16 protein-coding genes are annotated in these 17639 nt (G+C 70.5%); 6 read left to right on the top strand and 10 right to left on the bottom strand.

The features are described 5' to 3' along the window. Nucleotides 1-141: 141 nt before the first annotated feature. Genes ACZ5ID_RS09740 through ACZ5ID_RS09730 form a run of 3 tightly spaced genes read left to right on the top strand, consistent with a single transcriptional unit; the run spans nucleotide 142 to nucleotide 4228 of the window. Nucleotides 142-1914: a TIR-like protein FxsC gene (locus ACZ5ID_RS09740; protein WP_468895204.1), complete on the top strand. Its 1773-nt coding sequence runs from the start codon at nucleotides 142-144 to the stop codon at nucleotides 1912-1914. A 5-nt stretch (nucleotides 1915-1919) separates the two neighbouring features. Further along, the gene (locus ACZ5ID_RS09735; RefSeq protein WP_468895201.1) at nucleotides 1920-3203 is read left to right on the top strand and encodes a CHAT domain-containing protein; all 1284 of its coding nucleotides are present in this window, start codon (nucleotides 1920-1922) and stop codon (nucleotides 3201-3203) included. Next, nucleotides 3200-4228 carry a hypothetical protein gene (locus ACZ5ID_RS09730; protein ID WP_468895200.1) on the top strand — a complete coding sequence of 343 codons (1029 nt, stop codon included), beginning with the start codon at nucleotides 3200-3202 and terminating at the stop codon, nucleotides 4226-4228. Before ACZ5ID_RS09735 ends, ACZ5ID_RS09730 begins: the two co-directional genes overlap by 4 nt. A 37-nt stretch (nucleotides 4229-4265) precedes the next feature. Here ACZ5ID_RS09730 and ACZ5ID_RS09725 read toward each other — a convergent pair whose 3' ends face one another. Both ACZ5ID_RS09725 and ACZ5ID_RS09720 read right to left on the bottom strand, forming a co-directional pair. Next, complete coding sequence (locus tag ACZ5ID_RS09725) at nucleotides 4266-4742, bottom strand: ATP-binding protein (protein WP_468895197.1); 477 nt, start codon at nucleotides 4740-4742, stop codon at nucleotides 4266-4268. A 122-nt stretch (nucleotides 4743-4864) separates the two neighbouring features. Continuing rightward, the gene (locus ACZ5ID_RS09720) at nucleotides 4865-5728 is read right to left on the bottom strand and encodes a methyltransferase domain-containing protein (RefSeq protein ID WP_468895195.1); all 864 of its coding nucleotides are present in this window, start codon (nucleotides 5726-5728) and stop codon (nucleotides 4865-4867) included. A 308-nt stretch (nucleotides 5729-6036) separates the two neighbouring features. On the opposite strand from ACZ5ID_RS09720, the gene ACZ5ID_RS09715 reads away from it, so the two are divergent. Continuing rightward, complete coding sequence (locus tag ACZ5ID_RS09715; RefSeq protein WP_468895194.1) at nucleotides 6037-6783, top strand: ZIP family metal transporter; 747 nt, start codon at nucleotides 6037-6039, stop codon at nucleotides 6781-6783. Between the two features lie 85 nt (nucleotides 6784-6868). Here the strand turns inward: ACZ5ID_RS09715 and ACZ5ID_RS09710 are convergent, their stop codons facing one another. The 7 genes from ACZ5ID_RS09710 to ACZ5ID_RS09680 form a co-directional block, all read right to left on the bottom strand. Beyond that, nucleotides 6869-7531, bottom strand: coding sequence for a lipoprotein (locus ACZ5ID_RS09710; RefSeq protein WP_468895192.1), 663 nt, complete (start codon nucleotides 7529-7531; stop codon nucleotides 6869-6871). 162 nt (nucleotides 7532-7693) lie between these two features. After that, nucleotides 7694-10303, bottom strand: coding sequence for a rifamycin-inactivating phosphotransferase (gene rph / locus ACZ5ID_RS09705; RefSeq protein ID WP_468895190.1), 2610 nt, complete (start codon nucleotides 10301-10303; stop codon nucleotides 7694-7696). A gap of 345 nt (nucleotides 10304-10648) precedes the next feature. Then, the gene (locus tag ACZ5ID_RS09700; RefSeq protein WP_468895189.1) at nucleotides 10649-11536 is read right to left on the bottom strand and encodes an SGNH/GDSL hydrolase family protein; all 888 of its coding nucleotides are present in this window, start codon (nucleotides 11534-11536) and stop codon (nucleotides 10649-10651) included. A gap of 300 nt (nucleotides 11537-11836) precedes the next feature. Next, a complete protein-coding gene (locus ACZ5ID_RS09695) occupies nucleotides 11837-12313 on the bottom strand; it encodes a hypothetical protein (protein WP_468895187.1) in 477 nt (158 codons plus the stop codon). A 120-nt stretch (nucleotides 12314-12433) separates the two neighbouring features. Then, nucleotides 12434-12967, bottom strand: a complete 534-nt coding sequence (locus ACZ5ID_RS09690) for a phosphatase PAP2 family protein (protein WP_468895185.1) — start codon at nucleotides 12965-12967, stop codon at nucleotides 12434-12436. A gap of 72 nt (nucleotides 12968-13039) precedes the next feature. Continuing rightward, the gene (locus ACZ5ID_RS09685) at nucleotides 13040-14104 is read right to left on the bottom strand and encodes a YihY/virulence factor BrkB family protein (protein WP_468895183.1); all 1065 of its coding nucleotides are present in this window, start codon (nucleotides 14102-14104) and stop codon (nucleotides 13040-13042) included. A gap of 58 nt (nucleotides 14105-14162) precedes the next feature. After that, nucleotides 14163-14528, bottom strand: coding sequence for an STAS domain-containing protein (locus ACZ5ID_RS09680; RefSeq protein WP_468895181.1), 366 nt, complete (start codon nucleotides 14526-14528; stop codon nucleotides 14163-14165). A gap of 200 nt (nucleotides 14529-14728) precedes the next feature. Here ACZ5ID_RS09680 and ACZ5ID_RS09675 point away from each other — a divergent pair, with 200 nt between their 5' ends. Continuing rightward, the gene (locus tag ACZ5ID_RS09675) at nucleotides 14729-15175 is read left to right on the top strand and encodes an ATP-binding protein (protein WP_468895179.1); all 447 of its coding nucleotides are present in this window, start codon (nucleotides 14729-14731) and stop codon (nucleotides 15173-15175) included. Nucleotides 15176-15294: 119 nt separating this feature from the next. After that, nucleotides 15295-16284, top strand: a complete 990-nt coding sequence (locus tag ACZ5ID_RS09670) for a magnesium and cobalt transport protein CorA (protein WP_468895177.1) — start codon at nucleotides 15295-15297, stop codon at nucleotides 16282-16284. A 20-nt stretch (nucleotides 16285-16304) separates the two neighbouring features. Here the strand turns inward: ACZ5ID_RS09670 and ACZ5ID_RS09665 are convergent, their stop codons facing one another. Beyond that, on the bottom strand, nucleotides 16305-17591 hold the full coding sequence (locus ACZ5ID_RS09665; RefSeq protein WP_468895176.1) for an MFS transporter: 1287 nt from the start codon (nucleotides 17589-17591) through the stop codon (nucleotides 16305-16307). Nucleotides 17592-17639: the final 48 nt, after the last annotated feature.

The raw sequence follows: 17639 nt of genomic DNA, 5'->3' as shown, positions 1-17639 counted from the left end.
CGCTGCCAACCGCATCCTGCCGCAACGGTCCGCCGACCCGCAGACCTGGAGCGGACCGCCGGCGAATCGGCCGCCCGCGTCCGGAGCCGAGCCTATGCTGGGTGCGCAGCGGGAAGAAGGAGAAGGAGCTTCGGGGGTCGTGTGCACGTATCAGCGCAGCCGCGTCCGGGCGACGCGGATCGGCCGTACTTCTTTCTGAGTTACGCGCGCACGCCGAGGTTCGGGGCGGGTGGCCCCGACCCGGACATGTGGGTGGAGCGGTTCTTCCGTGATCTCTGCGGTCATGTGATGGCCATGACCGACCTGCCCGCCGGTGCGCCCGCCGGCTTCATGGACCGGGAGATGCGGTCCGGCGAGGGCTGGTCGGAGTCCCTGGGCGCCGCTCTAGCCTCCTGCCGGGTGTTCGTGCCGCTGTTCTCGCCGCGCTACTTCGCGAGCGAGATGTGCGGTCGCGAGTGGTACGCGTTCGAGCAGCGCACCATCCAGCACCAGGCCTGTACCAACCGCCCGGCCGAGGCGATCGTGCCGACTCTGTGGGTGCCGGTCCCGCCCGAGCAGTTGCCCGGGCCCGCCGAGCGGTTGCAGTTCAACCACCGGGCCTTCGGCGACCGTTATGTCGCCGACGGCCTCTATGGGCTGATCAAGCAGCGTCTATTCGCCGAGGAGTACGAGCGCGCGGTCTACGAGCTCGCCAAGCGCATCATCAGCGTCGCCGAGGCAACCCCCCTCGCCCCCGTCCGGCCCCTCGACTACCGGAAGCTGCCCAGCGCCTTCGGCGCCACCGGGGCACACCTTCGCACGCTGCACATCACGGTCGTGGCGCCGACCCGCAACGCGCTGCCCGAGGGCCGCGACGAGGCGTACTACGGCGACAGCCCGCTCGACTGGAACCCCTACCACCCGTTCTCGGCGCGGCCCTTGGCGCTCGTCGTGGAGGACATGGCCCGGTCGCTCGACTGCCGGACCACCGTCTCCTCGTTCGACGAGGAGGTGCTGCACCTCGACGGCAAGCAGTCCCCCTCACGGCCGGAGATCCTGCTGGTGGACCGGTGGGCGCTGGAGGACGAGGACCGGCGGGCCCGGCTCGCGGCCTTCGACGCCGAACACCGGCCCTGGGTGAGCGTGGTCGTCCCCTGGAACCGCGACGACCAGCAGAGCCGGGCGGCGGAGGCGGAGCTGTCGCGCCGGCTGGAAGAGACCATGCCGTCCAAGATGCGCCAGGGGCCGGCCGCCTGCCGGGCCGCGGCCAACGGCGTGTTGAGCGTCGAAGCCCTCGGGCAGGTCCTGCCCCAGGTCGTCCTGGAGGTCACCCAGCAGTATCTGCGGCATGCGGTGGTCTATGCGCCGACGGGCGGGACACTGACCGAACGGCCGCGTCTCAACGACCCGGCGGGCAGGGGACCGGGTGCCTTCCGGCTGAGCCGCGGAAGCGCGACCGCCGCTCGGTGGGCGGAGGGCGCCGCCGGACTCGGAGCCGTCGCGGACGTCCTCCGTACGGGTGAATCGCCTGGGCTCGGGGGCGCGGCGCCGCCCGGCTGCCGGGTTCGGGTGGTGCTCATGGACGACGATCCGCGCGTCGGGACTCCCGTTCCGCTCGCCGTCGAGGTGGTGGCCGAGTCCGGGCATCCATGGTCCCGCCCGGATTCCCGGCCGCTGCTGGAGATCGTGGCCGTGCCGCTGAGCGGTGCGGAGGTCGTGCCCGCCACGGTTCTGTACAGCCCCGGGGAGACCGGCTCCCCGCAGTTCCGCGTCATGGCGGCGGAGCCCGGGAGGCACCGGATCCGGTTCACCTTTCTGCACCGCCCGTCCGGCGCCGTCCTGCAGCAGGTGGAGACGGACCTGGATGTCGGAGGTCCTGAGCCCACCGGGGCGGGGACCACCGGGGCGGCCGGTCCGCACAAGGGGAGGTCCTGACCGCCATGCCCCGCACCTTGCACACCCGTGTCGTGCAGGACCCCAGCGACGGCTTCCGGTTCCTGCCGCATCTGGAGACGGCACCTCCCGATCTCCGTGTCAGCTTCGACGTTCTCGGCGGTGGCCGGATCCGGGCCCGTATGTCCGGCGGCTGCCTTCCGGCGCTCCATGGCACCGAGCACAAGGCCGACCTGAGCGCGCGCCCCGACGAGGTCCATGGCGCCGCCGCCCGGCTCTGCGCCCACTGGAACAGGAGATTCGTCGACTTCCAGCCGCGCGACGAGCAAGGCCGTGATCTACGGAACCGGCTCCGCCCCTACGCCACGACCGCCGACCTCAGCGCCGAACCGGAGCAACACCTGCTCCCCATCGTGGCCGATCTGGCCCGGGCCGGGGAGTCCCTGCTGTTCGACACGCTGCTGCGCGGCGACGACGTACCGACCAGGACGTTCCGCTCGTATCTGCGCTCCGCGCTGTCCCGGGAAAGGCTACGGGTCCGGTTCGACTCCGATCTGCAACTGCCCTGGCCGATGCTCTGCACGAGTGACCCCGCCATGGAGCCCGCGGCCGACCTGGACGCCCTCTTCGCCCGGTTCCTGGGCCATCGGCACCAGATCGAGCACACCGGCGCCGCGTACGCGTGGATCGGTCCGCCCCGCCCGGCGCCGCCGCGGCCGACGGTCAGCCTCAACCACGACACCCGCGTGGGCCGCGCGACCCGGGCGGAGGAGGTGGCCACGGCGCTGGCCGAGGGCACAAAATGCACGGTGCGCACGACGTACGACGAACTGGTCCGTGACTTCGGAAAGCCGGACCTGGACGAGCAGTTGACGTACTTCTGGTGCCACGGCGAGTTCATCGGCAACGCGCCCGAACCGCCCGTCCTGGCCATCCGGCTCACCGACGGCACCCCGTTCGACGGCTACAGCGTCCGTGAGCTGCGCGCCGCTCACCGGCACAGCCGTTTCCGGCCGCTCGTCCTGCTCAACGCCTGCCACACCGGGATGTCCGCGGCCAACGCGGACCGCGCGTTTCTCGGCCGGATGCTCATCGACCACGGCGCCGAGGGCGTGCTCGGGCCGCACATCGCGATGCCGCAGGCGTTCGCCGCCGAGTACGCGCTCGCCTTCGTCACGCGCTACCTGCGCGGCACGGCGACCGCCGGCAGCATCACCAACGAGCTGGCCCGGCACTTCGCCGCCCGGTACCGCAACCCCCTGGGGTTCGCCTACGGACTCCACAGCGGGATGGACGCACGTCTGGACCTGGCACGCGGAGGCGAGGAATGAACCACAGCGCCCCGGTCGAGACCGTGGACCTCGACGAGACCGGATGGCTGCTGGACGGCGAATCCGGTGAACCGGTGGCCGGGCAGTGGCTGCGCGACTACTTCGCCGAGCGTCTGGCCCCGCCCGCCTGGGCGACGGACATCTTCGTCTACGTCCACGGCTGGCAGACGGCTCCCCGTTCCGCCCTGCGCACCGCGGCACGGCTGCTGGGCCTGGCGCAGAACACCCTGGAGGCGTCGCCGGACCGGTACCCGTCCCTGGCCGCCGGGGGCTTCGACCCCTGGTGTGTCGTGGTGCGCTGGCCGTCCTCCAGCCCGGTCACCCCGGCCGGCTACCGCCGGATCCGGGACCGGGCGCACGCCATGGGCGCCCGCGACGGACACGGTCACGCCGCGCACATCCTGGGCCGGCTGCTCGGCTCTCTGAGCACCGAACGGGCCGACCCGCGGGCCGCGCCTGTGCTGGCCAACCGCGACGGACAGTACCTGCACCTCATGGGGCACTCCTTCGGCTGCCGCCTGCTGTGCGAGGCGGTGCAGTGGGCCGCCGACGCCCGGCTCGACGACACCCTCGGCTGGAGCACGCACACCCCTGTGGCGTCCCGCCCGTTCACCGTGGACAGCATGCTGCTGTTCCAGATGGCCGCGGGCCGCGACGCGTTCGGCTCGCTCTTCTCCCACATCCTGCCGGGCGAGGGGCACGACGGCGCCCCACTCCGTGGCCCGGTGGTCGCGACGTACTCCCGGCACGACCGTGCCACGGGATTCTGGCACCTGAGGGCCGAGCGGCAGCCCGGCATCGGGCACTCCGGTATCGGACCGGCCCCGGCCCCCATGTTCACCACACGGTTGCTGCCGCCCGACGAGCGCTACCCGCTCGCCGCACTCGACCACACCTTCGTCAACATCGACGCCTCCGAGGTGTACGTGCGGGGCCGCCGCCTGAACCCGGCGGGGGCCCACTCCGACCATGTGCGCACGGAGTCGGCCCACCTGCTGCTCACCCTCGCGGACTATTCACGCTGACCGGAACAGCCCGCGGAGAGCACAGCCCTCCGGCACGTCACATCATCTGGCGCCCGGCCGCGTCCCCACCCGGGTCGTCGGCGAGGACGACGGCCGTCCTGACCCGCTTGCCGACGGGCTCCCGGTGCACCTCGAAGCTGCGGCACACCGCCATGACGATCTCCAGCCCGTGCTGGCCCACCCGGGTCGGGTCCGGCGGCAGAATCAGGGGGAGCGTCGTGCTGCTGTCCCAGACGGTCACTTCCACGGCCCCCTGGCTGATTTCCAGTGTCAGCAGACAGGGCCCCGGCGCGTACTTACGGGCGTTGGTGACCAGCTCGCTCACCACCAGCTGGACCATCCCCATGGCCCGCTTCGACACCGGCAGCCCGTGCACGGTCTGCACCTCCACCAGGAAGTCCCTGGCCATGGCGCGGGCAACGGCGATGTCCTCGCTGCTCTCGAACGCGGCCGACACCGATATCGAACGTTCCACCAAGGGCGGCCAGCTCGTGCCCTGTCCAGCTAGGTCCATCCGGTCAGCCTCGCGTCCTGAAGTCGATCCCAGTACTCACGCCGATACCCCCGAAACACCATCGCAATCCGGCTACTTTGGCCTCAGCGGTCGTCACTCCAAGTAATCGCGGCGAGCCGTGATCAAGGGCGGGCCGGCCGTGGCAGATATGCGGTGGCCAGCACCGAGACGGTCACCTCACTGGGCAGCCGAACCCCGTCCATGAGGTCCGCGCCGCTCACATGGCGGGCGCTCGGTGTCATACCCACCAGGTCGAGGGCCCGCTGCCGGGGCAGGGACAGAAGGTACTCGACCTGTTCGGTCACGTCCGCCTCGAAGAAGGGGTCCAGCGCCCGGTGGAGGTGGTGTTCCTTGGCCGGATGGACGGTGACCATCGCCGGTATCCGGCCGCGAAGCTCGACGAGGTGCCGCCGGGTGGGGCGGACCACGATCAGTCGGCCGGTCGGACGCAGTACCCGGTGGAACTCGCTCGGGTTGCGCGGGGCGAACACGTTCAGTACGACGTCGGCCGCCGCGTCGGCCAGGGGAAAGGGGCGAAAGACGTCCCAGGCCACCGCCGCGGCTCGGTCATGGACCCGAGCCGCCGAGCGCAGCGCCCGCACCGAGGTGTCCAGCCCCAGACCACGGGCCCCGGGCAGCCGGTCGAGTACGCCGGCCAGGTAGTAGCCCGTGCCGCAGCCGATGTCCGTGACCGTGGCCGACTCGCGCGCGGAGCCGGCCGCCAGTCGAGCCACTGCCTCGCGGATCGGAGCGTAGGCGTCGGTCGCCAGGAAGCGTGCCCGGGCCTGAGCCATGGCCGCGTCGTCGCCGCTGATCGCTCGTGTGCCCGTCAGCAGGGCGGCGTATCCGTGGCGTCCGATGTCGAAGGTGTGCCCCGCCGGGCAGCGCAGTGCGCCGCGGTCGGGGTGCAGTCGGCCAGTGCGGCACGTGGGGCAGCGCAACAGGTCCAGCGAGAGAGTGAGAGCAGGGGAAAGAGGTATGGGCACGAGGCACTCCTGGCAGGTGTGAAGGGAAGAGACCGTGCCTGCGCACCCGCCCGGAGCGTCATAGCCTGGGGAAAGGCAGCCGCGGGAGCGTGGTTTCAACGGCAGGCACACCAAGGAGGGCGACGCCGTCCGACGTCACCCTCGGTGTCTTCCGCTCAGAGGAAGCAGCAGTGCGGGGTGCTCATGAATGCCACGCGGCCAGTGTACGAGAAGCGGTGGACCTCAAGATCACCCCGCATCCCTGGCATCGGACCCCGTTTCCCGGGTAACGGCGCACAACACGGCAGAGCAGGGCGAAGGAGGATGCGGTGGGAGCGCTGGTTGCTGGGGGCTGGGGCCTACTCGCGGGGAGCGCGCTGCTGGTCGGCGCGGCGGCGGGCACACTCTTCCGGGTGCCCGCCCGGTGGGTCGCTCTGGTGATGGCCTTCGGCAGCGGCGTACTGATCTCGGCGGTCTCCTACGACCTGATCGAGGAAGCGGACAAGCAGGGTGGCCTGGCGCCGACGGCCCTCGGCGCGCTGGCCGGCGCGGGCGTGTACTCGCTGGCGAACGTGGCGCTCGCCGCACGCGGCGCCCGTCACCGCAAGAGGTCGGGCTCCCAGCAGCCGTCCGAAAGCGAACAGCCCGGCTCGGGTGGTGCCATCGCTCTGGGCGCGCTCCTGGACGGTGTACCCGAGTCGGTGGTCATCGGCACCAGCCTGCTGGGCGGGGGAAGTGTGGGGACGGCCACGGTCGTAGCGGTCTTCCTCAGCAATCTCCCCGAGGGGATGGCGAGCGCCGCGGGGATGAAGCAGGCGGGACGCGGTCGCGGCTACGTCTTCGGGCTGTGGACGGCGATCGCGTTGATCTCGGGACTGGCATCGCTGGCCGGCTACACGCTCCTGGGCGGCGCTTCCGACAACGTGATGGCGATGATCACCGCGGTGGCCGCGGGCGCCATTCTGGCGATGATCGCGGACACGATGATCCCGGAGGCATTCGAAGACGCCCACCTGCTCGCCGGCCTCACCACGGTCCTGGGGTTCCTCGCCGCGTTCACGCTCTCGCGGTCGTGACCTCACACGGCCCGGCGGGGGAGGAAGCGCCTCGAAGAGGCGCGCCCGGGTGGGCGGGAACACCTTGCGGCGACTGGGCGAGAGGCTACCGGGAGTTGACCCGCAGGCTGCTCTTCGCCAGTTCGTAGGCCGGGAGCATGTCCTTGTGCTCGTCGGTGTCCATACCTCCCAGGTGGAGGACCACCGCGCCGCTCGGGGTCGCGACGGCGAACGCGTGCTCCTGCTTGGACTCGTCGAGGAGCTCGCTGTAGGTCTCGTAGACCACCTCGGCGGCGGGCAGCGAGCCCGCCTCGATGTCGGTGTACGTCGCCGTCCGCGCGTTCTTCTCGGCGGCGACGAAGGCCTTCAGGGCGGCACGCGGGGTACCGCCCCTGAGGTCGCTGGTCCAGGCGCGCAGAAAACCGATGTTCCCGGCGGGCTTGGCGTCGATCTCGCAGGCCAGGGTGAACGGGCCCTGCTTGGCAAGGGCGTCCAGCGCCGTTCCGTCCAGCTTGAACGGCTTCGCCTTCCAGTGGTCGGCGGTGGCGAAGACCACGGGCAGCGGACATGCCGACCCGGCGGCCCCAACAGTGCCGTGGGACTTGACTGTTGGGGCGCCTGCGGCGTCGGACGCTATCGAGGAGGGTGTCTGCGTGGGCCCTGTGGAACGCGCCTTCGGGTCGTCCGAGGACTCCCTCTCCCCGGCGCACCCCGTCAGCAGCGCTGCCGCCAGTGCGGTCACCACCGCACCGCGTATCACATGCCGCACGACAAGTCCTTCACTGCGCATCGGTCGAGACAGCCGAACGGCCGCCCCGGGGGGAGATTAGTCGACCCCGGCCCTGACCACCGCGCCGGGCCGGACCGGAGCAGCCCCGACCGGAGCGATCGAGCGCCCTCGGCCGGAGCGCCGTATCCCCGGCTCGCTCGCTCACGACAGGATCTCGACGTACCCGTCCGTTCCGTGCACACGGATCCGCTGCCCGTCGCGGATCAGTCGGGTCGCCCCCTCCACGCCCACGACGGCCGGCAATCCGTACTCCCGGGCGATGACCGCGCCGTGGGTCATCAGACCGCCGACCTCCGTCACCAGAGCGGTGATTCCGACGAACAGCGGCGACCAACTGGGGTCCGTGTGGGCCGTGACCAGGATGTCGCCCGCTTCGAGATCGGCCCGGGCCATGTCGAGGATGACGCGGGCCCGTCCCTCGACGGTGCCGGCGGAGACGGGCAGGCCGACCAGGGCGCCGTCCGGTACGTCGTCGCGCCGGTACGCCCCGTTGAGGGTCTCGCCGTCCGAGGTGAGGACCCGCGGCGGCGTCAGCGCGCGGTACGACTCGAACGCCTCCTTGCGCTGCCGGATGACCTGGGCGTCCACCTGGTTCGAGCGTACGGCGTCGTGGAACTCCTGGAACGTGAGGTAGAAGACGTCCTCCTGGTCGGAGATCACATCGGCCCGCACGAGGCGCTCGGCTTCCGCCATCAGGGACTGCTTGTAGAGGAAGTAGCGGCTGATGATGCCGTACTTGGGGTACTCGCGGTACCCGATGAAGGTACGGACGCGGTCGATCATCCGCTTGGTCTCGCCGGCCTTGCGGTCCCCGTCCGGCAGGGCCCGCAGGCGCGACAGCACGTCCTGTTCCTTCTTCAGCGCCTTCTGCCGTCCGTGCTCGAAGCGGCGCGCGGCGGCGCCCGGCTCGGAGTTGCGTACGTGGTCCAGGATGACGGGAACGAGCGTGGTGGGGCGCTCGCGCCAACGCGGCCTCGTGATGTCGATCTCGCCGACGCAGCGCATGCCGTACCGGTCGAGGTAGTCCTCGATGGCGTCGCGCGCCTCGCTTCCGCCCAGGAGCTTCGCCAGCTCGTCGAGGAAGTCCTCGTCCTCGACGCCCTGGAGGAACGCCACCACCTCCGGCCGAGGGCGGATCACATCAGCGACGTCCAGCAGGGCGAGCCCCATCTCCGAGGTGATGTTGCCCGGGGCGGACAGCGTGAGCGTGTCCGCCGCGTTCTTCTCGCCCAGCCACTCCCGCAGGTTGTCGTTGAGCCACCAGGTGGCCTCCATCCCCGCCATGATCACCTGCATGCTCAACCGGTCACTGAGGATCCGCTTGTGCTCCTCGAAGGCCTCCAGCAGGAAGTCGAACAGCGCCGGTCCCGTCCTGGTGCGGATGTCGCGTCCCAGGGCGTCGACGGACGCCCGGTTGCGCTGGATCAGTTCGGTGACCAGGGCCGGATCGGTCTCGATCGGGGCGGGCGCGCCGCCGGGAGGCGGTCCGGCAGGCGGTCCGGCGGGAGCCGTGTCGGGGAGTGAGGGGATGAAGTCGTCGCGGTCGAGTACGGTCTCCAGCGCGTCCCGGACCAGCGGATCGCCCCTGCCGATGAGGTCCAGGAGGGCGGTGCGGCTCGCGGGCGAGGCCAGGCGCGCGGCGACGTCGACGAACAGCCGGCCACCGGCCTGCCGCATCGGCGCCATGGCCGTCAGCTGCCACACCGAGAGCCCCAGGGGCTTCATGGGGTCGGTCATCATCTGCTGATGACCGACGGAGACGTAGAGGTGATTGTCCTGGTCGTCGGCCTCGGGGATCGGGAACAGGGTCGTGATCGGGCGGCTCTGAACGATCTGGAAGTCGTCGTCGACCAGGCACCACTCGATGTCCTGCGGGCAACCGAAGTGCGTCTCGATCCGCCGTCCCAGCTGTACGAGGCGGACGGCCTGCTCATCCGTCAGGGACGGCCGCGCCTGCCGCTCGGCGTCGACGGTCACTTCCCGCGTACCGCCGGCGGGCAGGGCGTGCACGGCCCGCTGTTTGGCGGCGATCGTCCTGGCGATGACCTCGCCGCCTCGCACCTTGAAGACATCCGGGTTCACCAGACCGGAGACCAGGGCCTCACCGAGGCCGAAGCCGGCGTCGACGGTGGCGACCTTCCGGTTGCCCGTGACGGGGTCGGCCGTGAACAGGATGCCGGCCGCGTCCGGGAAAACCATCCGCTGCACCACCACCGCCATATGGACCTTACGGTGGTCGATGCCGTTGCGCCGGCGGTAGGTGACGGCCCGCTCGGTGAACAGCGAGGCCCAGCACCGGCTGATGTGCTCGAGGATCGCGGCCGGTCCCATGACGTTCAGGTACGTGTCCTGCTGGCCGGCGAAGGAGGCGGTCGGCAGGTCCTCGGCCGTACCGCTGGATCGGACGGCGTACGCGGCCTGCTCGCCGAACCGGGCGAGCGCGCGGGTGATCTGCGCCGCGATGTCGGCCGGGACGGTGACGTCCTCGATGGTCCGCCGGATCTCCGCGCTGAGCGTCCGGGTCGTCTCCCGGTCGTCCGGGCCGACGTGGGACAGCCGTTCGAGCTGGTCCGTGAGCGACGGCGCTTCCGTCACGATCCGGCGGAAGGCGTCCGTCGTCACACAGAAGCCGTCCGGCACCCGGACGCCCTCGATCCTCGACAGGCCACCCAGATGGGCTCCCTTGCCGCCGACGACCGCCCCCTGCGTCTCATCAGCCGCCTGAAGATCCCATACGTACTGCTCGTTCATCGCGATACCTTCCCGGCAGCCGTGCCGCGTCGCCCTGCAAGCGCCGATCCAACCACCGGCGCTTGCGAATCTGCCGTATTCCGTGTCAGGCAAGCCCTCGGTCCGGGCTGCCCTTTCACGGACCGTCCTGCCGGTCCCACTCCTGGTTCGACGTCACCGCGTCCCCCGCTCGTCGACAACAACACACGCACGTCGTGCCCTCAATCCCGCAGGTTGTGGCCTCGGCCGACGATTGTGCGCCCTGCCCGGGGCCTTGCGGCAAGCCCCCCGGTGCGCTATATCTTGATAGTGGCAAGGAGAAGTATTTCTCCTTGCCTTTGTTTTTCCGCGTACGTGGGCCTGGGATCAGCCCAGTTGGAGGACGCCCAACGTACGTTCGGCCATGCGCTGTTCTCCCAGCGCGTTGGGGTGGACGGGCACCACGTTCTGTCCGAAGAGCAACGGCTCGATCCAGCGCGTCCCGACGGCCTTGCAGGCGTCGTGCCCCTCGGACACCTGGGAGAAGTCCACGTAGGTGGCTCCGGTCTCCTGGGCCGCCCGCCTCACGGCGTCGTTCAGATGCTGCTGGATGTCCCGCAGATACGGCACGTCCCCGGCGGCGATCGGGAGCTTCACGAAGCAGGACGGGTCGGCGGTGGCCGGCATGATCCAGGGGTAGCCCAGAGCCGCCACACGGGCCCCCGGTGACTTGGCGCGGATGTTCTGCAACCCCTTCTTGAGCGCGGGGTAGGTGTTCGCGTCGATCTGGTCCTGGAAGGAGGTGCCGTTCTTGTCCTTGCAGGGGCTGCCCTTCCCGCCGCTGAGGATGCCCGCCGTGCCGCAGGCCGTCACGGCGTTGATGAAGGTGTTGTTGTCGTTGCCGCCCATGGTGAAGGTCACCAGATCGGTGTCGGCGCTCAGCGCGTCCAACTGGGGTGCCACGCCCGGGTACTGGGACGCGGTGAAGTCCTTGGTCTGGGCCGCGCCGCAGGTCACGTCCTTGAGATGGGCGCCGGTCCGGGAGGCGAGGACGTGCGGGTAGTTCACCGTGGAGCGCAGGCACAGCAGATTGCTCGGATCGACGGGCAGGACACCCGAGCCGGCGCTGTAGCTGTCACCGAGGGCGACGTAGTCCAGCGGGGAGGCGGCGCGGGCGGTGGTGTGTGCGGTGGCCTGTGCGGTGGTCCCGGTCAAACCGGCTACCAGGACACCTATCGAAATTGACGCGGCCATGACAGAGGGGAGCTCGGGCATGTGCTCACTCTTCTCAGGAGCGGTGCGGGGTGGGGGGAGGCCGCGTCGGACGCGGCCGGGCTTCGAGAGAAAGAAGGATTACCGCCGGTACTACCGATAGGTAATCTGAGCCATCGTCGGCCAGGGGTCAACAATGTTGACAGCGGTTTCTGAACCGGGCACGGAGTGCCGTAACGCGTCAGGGCCCCTGTTGCCAGGGGCCCTGTTCGAGTAACGCGTCATTCGGAGTCGGCAGTTCGGAGCCCCCTTGATCCGGGTCCGGTACGGACGGACGGTGAGCAGCCGGCGCCCCCTGTCGGTTCAGGCAGCGGGCGGGGCGTGGGGGCAGGGTGTCAGGGAGGTGGTGGCGGGGATGCGCATGCGGAGCAGGAGGTCGCGTGTGATGCCCGAGCCCGATGTGCTGTGCCACGCGATATCCGGGTTGCGTGCCCGCAGGTGTGACAGCGCCCGGGTGTCCAGACCGGTGTTGTCGAAAGGCTCGTTGATCGCGACGGCGGTGATGACTCCCTGGGCGCAGGGGGAGCAGATCCGGTAGCGGACCTGTCCGACGACCTGGCGGACATGGACCAGGAGCAGGCATTCCTCGCTGGAGTCCGCGGCGCCCGGGATGTGCGTGGACAGGAAATCGATCGCGCTGTAGGCGAGGATCCGGCGCTGCAGCCGGGCGGTGAGCCGACTGGGGCGCGCGTGCTTGGCACCGGCCGAACCGGACGGCGATGAGCGGGCCGTTACGGCCGGACCGAACAGAGTGCTCGTGGGACGCGCGTGTCGCTGCATGGAATCCGTGTGCCCCCACCTCACGGTCGTACCCCTCCGGGACCCGAACTCGTATCTCCCCAAGGCTTGTGGCGGCGGTGGCCAAGCAGACGGCGACGGGCCGTCCGGGGCATCGAACCGCTAGAACAGCCAGCGCCGCAGGATCACCCGCAGGGAGCGGCGGGTCACCCATGCGCTGGCCAGCCCGACGACGGCCCCGGCGGCCACGTCGCTGGGATAGTGGGCGCCGCTCTGCACCCGCTCGACCGCCACCAGTGCGGCGGGCACCGCACACGCCGCGCCCACGGCCGGCCACCGATGGTGCACCGCGGCGGTGAACGCCACCGCGGCGGCGGTGTGGCCGGACGGGAACGAGGAGGAGTCGGGGCGGTCGTCGACCTCGTCGTGGGGGAACCAGTCCTTGGGAGGACGGGGCCGCCCCGCCAGCTGCTTGCACAGGCCGTTCGACACGAGCTGGGCCAGCGTCAGGGCGGTCAGACCGGCGACCGCCGCTCTGCGGCCCCGCCATCCGCCCAGTGACGCCATCGCCACGGCCGCGCCGCACCACAGCTTCGTACTCTCCGCGGTCTCCTCCACCGCCGAGAGCACCATGCCGACGCGGGGAGGAATGCCGGAAGCAGTCTTCTTGGTGAGCGATCGCTCAGCGTCACGCAAACCTACGAAATCCTTCATGAACGACAGATATCCCGAGGTCACCGGCGTACACCCAAGTTCTCCGGTTGCGGGTCACCCGTCGCCCATGCGGCGGCGGTCCTCCTCGTCCCAGGTCCGGGTGTCGCGCGGCTCGGTGTACGGCTCCTCTTCCGGCGGCAGGCCGCCGGCGATGGCCCGCTGGCGCGCGGTCTCGGCGTCGAACTCCAGCCCGAGCAGGATGGCCAGGTTGGTGATCCACAGCCACAGAAGGAAGACGATGACGCCGGCCATGGTGCCGTAGGTCTTGTTGTAGCTGGCGAAGTTGGCGACGTAGAACGCGAAGCCCGCGGAGGCGATCATCCAGATGACCAGGGCGAGGAAACTGCCCGGCGTGATCCACTTGAGCCCCCTCACCTTCGCGTTCGGGGTCGCCCAGTAGAGGATCGCGATCATGATGGTGACGAGGAGAACGAGCACGGGCCATTTGGCGATCGACCACGCCGTCAGCGCGGAGTCCCCGAAGCCCAGCGCGGTGCCCGCCTGGTGGGCCAGACCGCCGGTGAAAACGACGATCAGCGCACTGGCGACGGCCAGCAGCATCAGGATGATCGTCACCCCGACCCGGATCGGAAGGATCTTCCACACCGGGCGGCCCTCGGGCATGTCGTAGACGGCGTTCGCCGCGCGGATGAAGGCGGCCACGTAGCCGGAGGCCGACCACACCGCCAGCACGAGGCCGACCACCGCCATCAAGGAGCCGACGCCCGCGTTGCTCTGCAACTGCTCCACGGCGTGCGTGATGATGTCCCTGGCCGAGCCGGGGGCGAACTTCTTGATGTTCGCCAGCACCGAGTCGGTCGCCGACTTGCCGGTGATGCCCAGCAGCGACACGAGGACCAGCAGGGCCGGGAACAGCGACAGCACTCCGTAGTACGTCAGAGCCGCGGCGCGGTCGGTCAGCTCATCGTCCTTGAACTCCCGCAGCGCCCCCTTGAGCACGGCGCCCCAGGCCTGTTTGGGCAGTTTCGTCGGCGTGTCCGGCTCGCGCCGCTCCACCTCCGGTCCGGGCCCGGCCTCCTCCGGCGTGACCCTGTCGTGTTCTCGCGCCTCGTCGCCGCCGTGGCGCGCTTTCCGCCCTGGAAGATGGAGCTTCGTCATGGGCGCCGGGTACCCCTTGAAACCGCGCTCATGTCATGGGCGCCCCATCCGGCCGACCTCAGGCGTCGAGGGCCTCGCGGACGGCGGGGTAACAGTCGATGATCTTGTCGAGTCCGACGAGTTGCAGCGTACGCAGCACGGATCCGGTGGCGCCTGCCAGACGCAGCCAACCGTTCGCTTCGCAGACCGCGGCGCGTGCGGCGATGAGCACGTTGATGCCGCTGGAGTCCATGAACGTCACCCCGCTGAGATCCACCACCATCCGGGGGACGGCCGTGTCCTCGGGGAGGCTGAGGGCTTGCCGGAGATGGACGCCGGTGTGGTAGTCGATCTCTCCCCGTACGGTGACGACCCCGACGCCGTCCACGGTCGCGGAAGTGATCGCCAAGCCGTCCGGCTCCGGTGTTTCCTTCTTGTCGGTCACGCTTGCCTCCACAACGCTCGGTGACTCGGGCCGGCGGCTGCCTCTCGGCCTGGATCCTACGGCGCCTCCCCGACGGGGAAGCCGTGCCGCCCGGGGACCACGGGTGTACAAAGAGCGGTCGGGGGTACGCGCGGGCATATGAACGGGGGACGGACGTGGTGGGGGTGGAGTCGGTCCCTCTCGATGGGGAGGGTCCCATAGTGCGGCATCCCGAGCCCTGGCAGGTGTCGGCGGCGCTGGACGGCGACGGCGCCTGTATCGCCGAGGCCCGCCACTTCGCGGCGGACTTCCTCACCCGGCTCCGGAGCGAGCACGGCATAGCCGTCTCGGCGCGCGCGATGGACCTCACGCAGCTCGTGGTCAGCGAACTGGTCACCAACGCCCGCAAGTACGCCCCCGGCCCGGTCCTCCTCGATCTGCGGGTCACCGGCGCGGTGGTGGAGGTGGTGGTCTGGGACAGCGATCCGGTGCTGCCGGTGGCCCGGGCCGCCGACGCCGGCCGGGTGGGCCAGCACGGGCTGGAGATCGTCATGGCGGTGGCCCAGGGCTTCGAGGCACGCCGGGAGCCGGTCGGCAAACGCATCACCGCCCGGGTGGCGCTCCTGGACGAGCCGGACGGCGGCGGGTCCGGGCCGCGCCCCACCTGACCGGCCGGGCCCGCCCGTTACGAAGGTCCAGTGACGACCGTGCGCACATCGGCCCGGCGCGGCAGACCTTTTCCCTCCGGGGAGGCATGGAATCCGGCGGCGGAAGCATGCGAGGGGGCATGGAGTGCGTGATCTATCAGGAGCAGACGGGCGAGTGCGAGCAGATGGACTGCCGGCAGGCGGACACGGGATGTGAGACCGTCCTCGACCGGCTGGCCGCGCTGAAGCCGGAGGAGTTCGCCTGGATACGTATGGACGAACCCCGCGAGGAGGAGTTGCAGCGGCTGGGCCGGTATCTGAATCTGCATCCACTGGCCGTCGAGGACGCGGTCCACGCCCACCAGCGTCCCAAACAGGAGCGTTACGGTGATGTGCTGGCCGTCGCGGTGAAAACGCTGTGGTTCGTCGAGCGGACTGCGGACGTGGAGACCGGCGAAGTAATGGTCTTCATCGGACCGTCGTTCGCGCTGACCGTACGGCACGGGGCGAACGACCCCACCGCGGAGGCGGCGCGCAGGCTCGCGAAGCAGCCCCATATGCGGGAGCTCGGGCCGGTCAGCGTCCTGCACGCGGTGACCGATGTGATCGTCGACGCCTACGCCGAGGCCGCCGCCCAAGTACGGACGGACCTGACGGAGCTGGAGCGGTGCGTGTTCTCACCCTCCCGCGACGATCTGACGGAGCAGATCTACTCACTCAAGCGCGAGGTGGTGGAGTTCCGCGACGCGGTCCAGCCGCTGGTCCCGGTGGTGCGGCCGTTCGCCACGGAAGCGGAGGACTGGCCGAGGCAGATCGTGCCGTACTTCCGTGACGTGGTCGACCATCTGAGCCGTACCGACACCGAAGTGCGCGCACTGGACGACCTGCTCGCCTCCGTTCTGGACGCTCATCTCGCGAAGGTCGGCACCTGGCAGAACGACGACATGCGCCGCATCAGCGCGTGGGCGGCCATCCTCGCCATACCCACCATGATCGCCGGTATCTACGGTATGAACTTCGCCCACATGCCGGAACTGGACTGGCGCTACGGCTACCCGTGCGCACTCGCCCTGATGGCCCTGGGCGCGGGGCTGCTGTACCGGGCCTTCCGGCGCAACGGCTGGCTGTAGGGGCGGGTGCCCACGAAACATCAGGCAGTGTCGGGAAGCGGGTCCTCGGCGGGCCGGCCCGGTGACGTAGAGGCCGTGTCGTGGGGTGGGCGGCGGGTGCGTTCCGCCCACGCGGCCACCGGCGGCCCCGCGGCCCCCAGGACCGCGAAGAACGCGCCGAGCAGCAGCCAGCCCCCGTGGCCCAGTCCGAGGACCACGGTCGTGAGGACCACCGGGGCCAGGGCCTGCCCCGCGTCGAAGCCCATGCCGAAAAGTCCCTGGTACTGGCCCTGGGCGTGGTCGGGGGCGAGACCGAAGCCGAGCGCGTAACCGCCCGAGGACTCCCATACCTCCCCGAGACTGTGCACACAGACCGCGAGGACGGCGAGACCCGGCGCGATCCAGGCCGGGACGTCCGCGGTCAGAGCCATCAGGGGGCAGCTGACCAAGAAGAACAGACCCGCGAGACGGAACGCCCGGCCACCCTGGCGCGGTGTCTCCACCCGGGAGCCGATCCTGCTCTGGAGCAGCACGCACACCCCGCTGTTGACCGCGTAGACCGCCGCCACCGTCCAGCGGGGCGCGTCGGTGTGGGCGGAGAGCCAGATCGGCAGCAGGAGCGAAACGGTCTGGTACTGCAGTCCCATCGCCCCGTAGAGCACCACGAAGGACACATACGGCCGGTCGGACAGGACGGCCCCGCGGTGGTGCTCCGTCGGCCGGGGCAGCGGCCGGTAGTTGGGCACACCGGCCAGGGCGATCAGGCCGGCGCAGGCGAAGCTGGCGGCATTGGCGAGGATGAGCGCGGTGTACGCCGCGCGCGTGCCGGCCGAGACGGCGAAGGCGGCACCGAGGGTGCCCAGGACCACGCCCAGGTTGACGAACGTGCGGAGCCTCGCCCTGAAGGCGGCGGGGCGTTCACCGCCCGCACGGGCGATGAGCGCACCGCCCGCCGCGCCGCTCGCCGTCGCTGCCAGCCGGTCCAGGGAGGCGATGAGCGTGAACGTCAGCCATCCGTGGATGAAGACGAAGGCGGCCATCGTCACGGCCTGCACCGCGAGGGCCGTCAGCCAGACCGTGCGCGGCCCGTACCGGTCGGCCAGGTTCCCCGCCGGGATTCCGGCGAGCAGCCCCACGAGCCCGGCGATCGTGAGGCCGGCACCGACCCGCGCCGCGGGCAGGTGCACGACCAGCGTGAAGTAGAGCACCGCGGCGGTGTTGAAGAGCCCGTTGCCGACCCGGCTGACGAAGGCGGCGACGATGAGCGCACGCTGCGGACCGGACGTCGACAGGCCGGATATCCGTGGCCCGGCGCTCTTTTCGATCATGCGGCCGAGGCTAGCAGCGCCCCCCTGCCGGGCCTCCGCGACGGTCAG

The organism is Streptomyces sp. NPDC031670, assembly GCF_055580545.1.
This window is presented reverse-complemented; position numbering and strand designations above follow the sequence as displayed.

Excerpts from the sequence above, each read along its gene's own strand:
- ACZ5ID_RS09735 (WP_468895201.1), top strand. The coding sequence starts at position 1,920 with ATGCCCCGCACCTTGCACACCCGTGTCGTGCAGGACCCCAGCGACGGC.
- ACZ5ID_RS09730 (WP_468895200.1), top strand. The coding sequence starts at position 3,200 with ATGAACCACAGCGCCCCGGTCGAGACCGTGGACCTCGACGAGACCGGA.
- ACZ5ID_RS09725 (WP_468895197.1), bottom strand. The coding sequence starts at position 4,742 with ATGGACCTAGCTGGACAGGGCACGAGCTGGCCGCCCTTGGTGGAACGT.
- rph (WP_468895190.1), bottom strand. The coding sequence starts at position 10,303 with ATGAACGAGCAGTACGTATGGGATCTTCAGGCGGCTGATGAGACGCAG.
- ACZ5ID_RS09700 (WP_468895189.1), bottom strand. The coding sequence starts at position 11,536 with ATGCCCGAGCTCCCCTCTGTCATGGCCGCGTCAATTTCGATAGGTGTC.
- ACZ5ID_RS09695 (WP_468895187.1), bottom strand. The coding sequence starts at position 12,313 with ATGCAGCGACACGCGCGTCCCACGAGCACTCTGTTCGGTCCGGCCGTA.
- ACZ5ID_RS09685 (WP_468895183.1), bottom strand. The coding sequence starts at position 14,104 with ATGACGAAGCTCCATCTTCCAGGGCGGAAAGCGCGCCACGGCGGCGAC.
- ACZ5ID_RS09670 (WP_468895177.1), top strand. The coding sequence starts at position 15,295 with ATGGAGTGCGTGATCTATCAGGAGCAGACGGGCGAGTGCGAGCAGATG.
- ACZ5ID_RS09665 (WP_468895176.1), bottom strand. The coding sequence starts at position 17,591 with ATGATCGAAAAGAGCGCCGGGCCACGGATATCCGGCCTGTCGACGTCC.